6 protein-coding genes, 2 tRNA genes and 1 rRNA gene are annotated in these 6,013 nt (G+C 64.1%); 8 read left to right on the top strand and 1 reads right to left on the bottom strand.

Annotated elements, in window-relative coordinates; genetic code table 11:
- Positions 1-14 precede the first annotated feature (14 nt).
- The 8 genes from rrf (at position 15) to thiL (ending at position 5,534) form a co-directional block, all read left to right on the top strand.
- Positions 15-131 (top strand): 5S ribosomal RNA (gene rrf / locus CXR03_RS12480).
- Positions 132-282: 151 nt separating this feature from the next.
- Positions 283-1,056, top strand: a complete 774-nt coding sequence (locus CXR03_RS12475) for a fumarylacetoacetate hydrolase family protein (RefSeq protein WP_104104013.1) — start codon at positions 283-285, stop codon at positions 1,054-1,056.
- 2 nt (positions 1,057-1,058) lie between these two features.
- On the top strand, positions 1,059-1,670 hold the full coding sequence (locus CXR03_RS12470; RefSeq protein WP_104104012.1) for a hypothetical protein: 612 nt from the start codon (positions 1,059-1,061) through the stop codon (positions 1,668-1,670).
- Between the two features lie 41 nt (positions 1,671-1,711).
- Positions 1,712-3,226, top strand: a complete 1,515-nt coding sequence (gene gltX / locus CXR03_RS12465; protein ID WP_104104011.1) for a glutamate--tRNA ligase — start codon at positions 1,712-1,714, stop codon at positions 3,224-3,226.
- 4 nt (positions 3,227-3,230) lie between these two features.
- A complete protein-coding gene (locus CXR03_RS12460; RefSeq protein ID WP_104104010.1) occupies positions 3,231-3,971 on the top strand; it encodes an HAD family hydrolase in 741 nt (246 codons plus the stop codon).
- A 120-nt stretch (positions 3,972-4,091) separates the two neighbouring features.
- A tRNA-Gln gene (locus CXR03_RS12455) sits at positions 4,092-4,163 on the top strand.
- Between the two features lie 127 nt (positions 4,164-4,290).
- A tRNA-Glu gene (locus tag CXR03_RS12450) sits at positions 4,291-4,366 on the top strand.
- A 157-nt stretch (positions 4,367-4,523) separates the two neighbouring features.
- A complete protein-coding gene (gene thiL / locus CXR03_RS12445; protein ID WP_104104009.1) occupies positions 4,524-5,534 on the top strand; it encodes a thiamine-phosphate kinase in 1,011 nt (336 codons plus the stop codon).
- Positions 5,535-5,552: 18 nt separating this feature from the next.
- On the opposite strand, the gene CXR03_RS12440 is transcribed toward thiL, so the two are convergent.
- Complete coding sequence (locus CXR03_RS12440; RefSeq protein WP_104104008.1) at positions 5,553-5,975, bottom strand: potassium channel family protein; 423 nt, start codon at positions 5,973-5,975, stop codon at positions 5,553-5,555.
- Positions 5,976-6,013: the final 38 nt, after the last annotated feature.

The raw sequence follows: 6,013 nt of genomic DNA, 5'->3' as shown, positions 1-6,013 counted from the left end.
GTGGGTGGTAGGGTTACGGCGGTCATAGCGTGGGGGAAACGCCCGGTCCCATTCCGAACCCGGAAGCTAAGACCCACAGCGCCGATGGTACTGCATCCGGGAGGATGTGGGAGAGTAGGTCACCGCCGGACAATATTTGTTCAGAGAGTTGGGCCCCGCATGGTTGCGGGGCCCAACTTGTTTAACCCGGCCCTTGTTTCATTGGGCCCTTGTTTAGCCCTGCATCGTTTAACCCCGCATCGCGGGAGCGGAACCGGGCAATCTTCTACTAGGCTTGAGAACATGCGTATTGCTCGATTTGTACAAGACAGTGACCCAGCGTTCGGCGTCGTGGACGGAGATGAGGGCCAGGAAGAAATTGCCGTCATCAAGGGCGATCCGTTCTTCTCCGGCGTTCAGCTGACGGGGGAGCGCCACAAGCTGGAAGATGTCCGGCTGCTGGCACCCATCATTCCCCGCAGCAAGGTGGTGGGGATCGGCAAAAACTACGCCGACCATGCAGCCGAAATGGGCGGTGAAGTTCCGCCTGCTCCGCTGATGTTCCTCAAGCCCAACACCTCGGTCATCGGCCCCAACGATCCCGTTGTGCTGCCGGCCTTCTCGGACGAGATCTCCTACGAGGCCGAACTCGCCGTCGTCATCGGCCGGATCTGCAAGGACGTACCGCTGGACCGCGTGGATGAGGTTGTCTTCGGGTACACGTGCGCCAATGACCTGACCGCACGCGATGCCCAGCGCACCGATGGCCAGTGGGCCCGCGCCAAGGGCTTTGACACCTCATGCCCCCTCGGCCCCTGGATTGAAACCGACCTTGACACTGACGATGTAGCCGTCCGCGGTTACCTCAACGGTGAGCTGGTCCAGGACGGGAACACGAGCCAGATGGTCTGGGGCGTGAAGGAACTTGTCTCCTACGTCTCCCAGGCCTTTACCCTGCTGCCCGGCGATGTCATCCTCACGGGCACGCCGGCAGGTGTAGGTCTCATCTCCGACGGGGAACGTTACGAGGTTTCCATCGAAGGCATCGGCCGCCTCTCGAACACCGCCCGCAGCTAAGCATGAGCAACCCCAGCGCCGGACCGGTGCGCAGTGCCCTGGTCCGGCGCTTTTTGCCGCCCGGCGCCGTGTGGGCGGCTGCCCTGTTCGCTGCCCCTTTCCTGAATGACGACGGCGCCACCGCCTTGGTCTGGGGTGTTGGGTCAGCTGTGCTGATTGCCCTGTTTCCGTGGGCCCTGGTGACGGTTTTGGATAAGCGCGGAGACCTGCGGCGGGGCCTCAACCGGCTGGGGGCTCCGCCCATAATCCTCGGGGCGTTCGGAGCTGCGTTCATGGTGCTTCGTGTTGTCCGCTGGACCGACGGGCCGCGGGCATTGGCAGCCGTCGTCTTCGGCATGATCGCGGCCTACGCCCTGACCGCGGCGGTCTCCAGGGCCGCCCGGCTGGAATGGGCGGATGTCACCTATGCGGCCGCCGCCGTCGTGCTTCCGGTCCTTCTCTTCCTGTTGTTTCCGGGCGTGGCTGGTGCGGTCCTGGCTGCCGCCGCTGCCTGCGTCTGCGTTGCCGCCGTGATCAGCGGCCGCGGACGCAGCGCCAAAACCGGTGCCGCGGCAGCCGTTGGCGTGCTGGCCGGCGGCGGTGTCTTCCTCTGGCTGCTGACTTACAGCCTGTAATCGTCAGGGCGGACACGGCAAGAGACTAAACTGGAAGCATCATGACTAACCTGCCTTCACTTGCCGACCTGCCCACCGTCGATGACAACACGCCAGTGCGCGTGCGGTTCTGTCCCTCACCCACCGGAACCCCGCACGTGGGCCTCATCCGGACCGCCCTGTTCAACTGGGCCTATGCCAAGCACACCGACGGAAAAATGGTGTTCCGCATCGAGGACACCGACACCGCCCGTGACAGCGAAGAGAGCTTCCTGCAGCTTCTGGACGCCCTGGACTGGCTGGGCATCACCTGGGATGAAGGCGTCAACGTGGGCGGCCCGCATGAGCCGTACCGCCAGTCCCAGCGCGGCGAGATCTATCAGGACGTCATCGCCAAGCTCAAGGACGCCGGCCATCTGTACGAGTCCTACTCCACGCCGGAGGAGATCGAGGCCCGCCACCGTGCGGCCGGCCGCGACATCAAGCTCGGCTATGACAACTTTGACCGCGACCTGACGCCTGAGCAGATTGAAGCTTTCAAGGCTGAGGGCCGCTCACCGGTGCTGCGCGTGCGCATGCCCGATGAGGACATCACCTTCAACGACCTCGTCCGCGGCGAAATCACCTTCAAGGCCGGCACCGTTCCGGACTTCGTGGTGGTCCGCGCCAACGGCGCCCCGCTCTACACGCTTGTGAACCCGGTGGACGATGCGCTCATGGGCATCACCCATGTGCTTCGCGGCGAGGACCTGCTCTCCTCCACGCCCCGGCAGATCGCGCTTTACCGGGCCCTGATCGACGTCGGAGTGGCCCAGTACATGCCGCTCTTCGGACACCTGCCCTACGTGATGGGCGGCGGGAACAAGAAACTCTCCAAGCGCGATCCGGAGTCCAGTCTGTTCCTGCACCGCGAACGCGGCTTCATCCCCGAGGGCCTGCTCAACTACCTCTCGCTGCTGGGCTGGTCGCTGTCCGCCGATGAAGACATCTTCACCGTTGACCAGCTGGTGGAAAACTTCGACATCCACGATGTCCTGGCCAACCCGGCCCGCTTTGACCTGAAGAAGGCCGAGGCCATCAACGGCACCCACGTACGCATGCTGGATCCCGAAGACTTCCGCAACCGCCTCATCCCGTACCTGCAGCAGGCCGGCCTGGTGGGGGAGACCCTCACCGCACGCGAAGAGGAAATCCTCACCGAAGCCGCACCGCTGGTCCAGGAGCGCATCACCCTGCTGGGTGAAGCACCGGAGATGCTGGGCTTCCTCTTCAAAGCCGACGACGCCATTGACGTGGCCGACGACGCCCGGAAGGGCCTGCCTGCCAACCTCACCGAGGTGCTGGATGCGGCCCTTGCCGCCCTGGAGCCGGTCGATGAGTGGACTGCTGAGAACATCCAGGCAGCGCTGCGCACGGCACTGGTGGACGAGATGGGGATCAAGCCGCGACTGGCCTTTGGCCCGGTCCGCACCGCTGTGTCCGGCCGCCGCATCTCGCCGCCGCTGTTCGAATCCATGGTGATCCTGGGCAAGGACTCCTCGCTGGCGCGTATGCGGGCCTTCCGGAACGCAGGCTAGTTCCATGCTCCACCGCCCGCAGGTCCGCGGGGCGCTCTTCGATATCGACGAGACCCTCGTGGACCTGCAGGCTGCCATGGGCACCACCCTGCAGGCCCTCGGTGAAAAGGACTTGGCGCACTTCACCCCGTCGGACTGGAACACCTACACGTCCCTCTTCGCCGCTGACCCGCAGGGGCACTACGACGCCTACCTGGCAGGACACCTGAGTTTTGCCGACCAGCGGGTGCTGCGGGTGCAGCATGCCCGGGAGCAGGCAGGCCTGGCGCCGCTGGACAGCGACGCTGCAAGAATGTGGAACGAAGCCTATGAGGAAATGCTGCCCCTCCACTTTCGGGCGTTCGATGACGTGGTTCCGCTCCTCGACGAGCTGGACATGCGCGGCATTCCCTACGGTGCGGTGAGCAACAACGTCCACGACTACCAGCGGTCAAAGCTCGACGCCGCTGGCCTGCAGCGGATCGGGGTCCTGGTGGGCATCGACTCCGTCGGGGCAGCCAAACCTGACCCGGCAATTTTTCTGGAGGGGGTCCGCCTGCTCGGCACCGAGCCCGGGCAGACCCTCTATATAGGGGACAATCTGCGCGTTGACGCCGTGGGGGCCTGCGCCGCCGGTTTGCAGGGGATTTGGCTCGACCGGGCGGAGAACCCGTCACCGGTGCGCCAGGAAACCGACGCACCCGCTGACGGTGATTTCCGCACCGTACGGTCCCTCAGCGAGGTGGCGGCTCTGGTGGGGAGCTGACGCTGGCCGGAAGGGTCAGGGACGCGTTTTGTGCTTCCCCCGGAACCCGTGTATAGTTATATCTCGTGCTGAGGGGTTGCAGCGGGGAAAAAGTTCTCCGAAGCGGCCGGAAAAGCGCAGTGGGATATGGTGTAATTGGCAACACATCGGTTTCTGGTACCGACATTCTAGGTTCGAGTCCTGGTATCCCAGCGGTTCTCAATTGATAAGCAATTATCAATTTGAAGATCAGCAGTAAGTATGAAAAACTTATTGAGTTCAATTTCCAGATTGAGCAAAAAGGAAGCAAGACGCCTTTAGGGGCAGACTGCTTGTACATGGCCCCATCGTATAGCGGCCTAGTACGCTGCCCTCTCACGGCGGTAACGCGGGTTCGAATCCCGCTGGGGTCACCATCTAGCCAGCTTCGGAGTTTCTCCGGAGCTGGCTTTTTTGTTGTCCGGATATGGCACCATGGAAAACCTCCGGGAAAAACGGCCAAGCAGGACCGAGATAGCTTTCCAGCCTGGAACCCGATGCGTTCCGCGACGTTAATTCAAAAGGAATTCCCCCGTGCCTCTGAATGCGCCCACAGTGGCGGACCTGGATGAAAAAGCCCTCCTTGCCCTGATTTTTCCACGCCTGGGGGCGGATACGGCGCTGCTGGGACCCGGTGATGACGCCGCGGTTATTGCCGCTCCTGATTCCCGTACCGTGATTTCCATTGACACCCTCGTACAGGATGCGGACTTCCGCCTGCTCTGGCCCTCCGGATACCGCACCACGGGGTTCGATGTTGGCTGGAAGTGCGTTGCACAGAACGTTTCCGATATCCGCGCCATGGGCGCCGTCCCCACGTCACTGGTTGTCAGCCTCACCCTGCCCGGCAGCACGGAAGTGAAATGGGTGGAGGACCTCGCCGACGGACTTGCCGCCGGCATCTCGGCCCTGGCTTCAGAACGGTGCTCCGTAGTGGGCGGAGACCTGGGCCGCGGCAGCCAGATAGTCGTCACAGCCGCCGTCACGGGTGATCTGGAGGGCCGGGCACCGGTGCTGCGCTCCGGAGCCCGGCCGGGGAACATTCTGGCCCACATCGGGGCCCTGGGGCTGGCTGCCGGCGGCCTCGCCGTGTTGGAAAGCAGCTTTGACATGTCGGATCCCGGGGAAGCCGGTGATCAGGAGCTTGCCGGTCTCGTGATGGCGCAGTGCCGGCCGCGGCTGCCGCGAACCGGCGCAGGGCCTGCCGCAGCGTCCGCCGGCGCCACGGCCATGCTGGATGTCTCAGACGGATTGGTGCGCGACGCCGGCCGGATCGCCCGCGCCTCGGGAGTGGGCATCGACCTCGACGCCGGTTACCTCCGCACCAGAGCCGCGTCCCTGGCGCCGGCGGCGGCCCGGGTCGGCGCCGACCCGCTGTCATGGGTCCTGGGCGGGGGAGAGGACCACGGCCTCCTGGCAGCCTTCCCGCCGGACGCTGTTTTGCCCGAGGGCTTTGTCCGGATAGGCGCGGTGCACGACGGCGAAGGCGTCACCTTCGGCGGTCAGGCCCCGCCCGCGACAGGCTGGGACCACTTCGCCGGCTGAACAACCGGCAGGGGGGCGCTACCGCAGGATGTGTCTTTTCCGGACCTTTTCCGCCAGCGCGAGGAGCTCTTCCCGGGACAGGTCCGGCAGGTGCTCCAGCTCGGCCACGAACTCGTTCAGCGAGGTGTTGGAACGCACCTTCAGCAATTCGTTGTAGAAACCCACGATGATGCCGGTTAGCAGGGCAACCACAAGGATCCCGTACAGGGACACCGCCACGGTGACCAGCCGTCCCGCCGTCGTTACGGCAGAGAAGTCGCCAAAACCGATGGTGGTAAAGGAGACAAAAAGGTACCAGAGGGCGTCCCCAAACGTGGGGATGCCGGATTCAAACCGCGGCAGCGCAAAACCGGCCGCTGCCAGCACCGCCAGGAACCCGTAAAAGACGTAGTCGGCGCTGGTAATCCGGACAATGTTCCACAGCAGGCGCAGCCGTTTCATGGGAACTCCTCGGCGTCGGGAAGAGTCCCAGAATAGGG

Origin of the sequence: Arthrobacter sp. 08Y14, from assembly GCF_002929455.1 — a bacterium.
GTDB lineage: Bacteria > Actinomycetota > Actinomycetes > Actinomycetales > Micrococcaceae > Arthrobacter_B > Arthrobacter_B sunyaminii.
This window is presented reverse-complemented; position numbering and strand designations above follow the sequence as displayed.

Coding starts and splice junctions, on each gene's coding strand:
- CXR03_RS12475 (WP_104104013.1), top strand. CDS start 283: ATGCGTATTGCTCGATTTGTACAAGACAGTGACCCAGCGTTCGGCGTC.
- CXR03_RS12470 (WP_104104012.1), top strand. CDS start 1,059: ATGAGCAACCCCAGCGCCGGACCGGTGCGCAGTGCCCTGGTCCGGCGC.
- gltX (WP_104104011.1), top strand. CDS start 1,712: ATGACTAACCTGCCTTCACTTGCCGACCTGCCCACCGTCGATGACAAC.
- CXR03_RS12460 (WP_104104010.1), top strand. CDS start 3,231: ATGCTCCACCGCCCGCAGGTCCGCGGGGCGCTCTTCGATATCGACGAG.
- CXR03_RS12440 (WP_104104008.1), bottom strand. CDS start 5,975: ATGAAACGGCTGCGCCTGCTGTGGAACATTGTCCGGATTACCAGCGCC.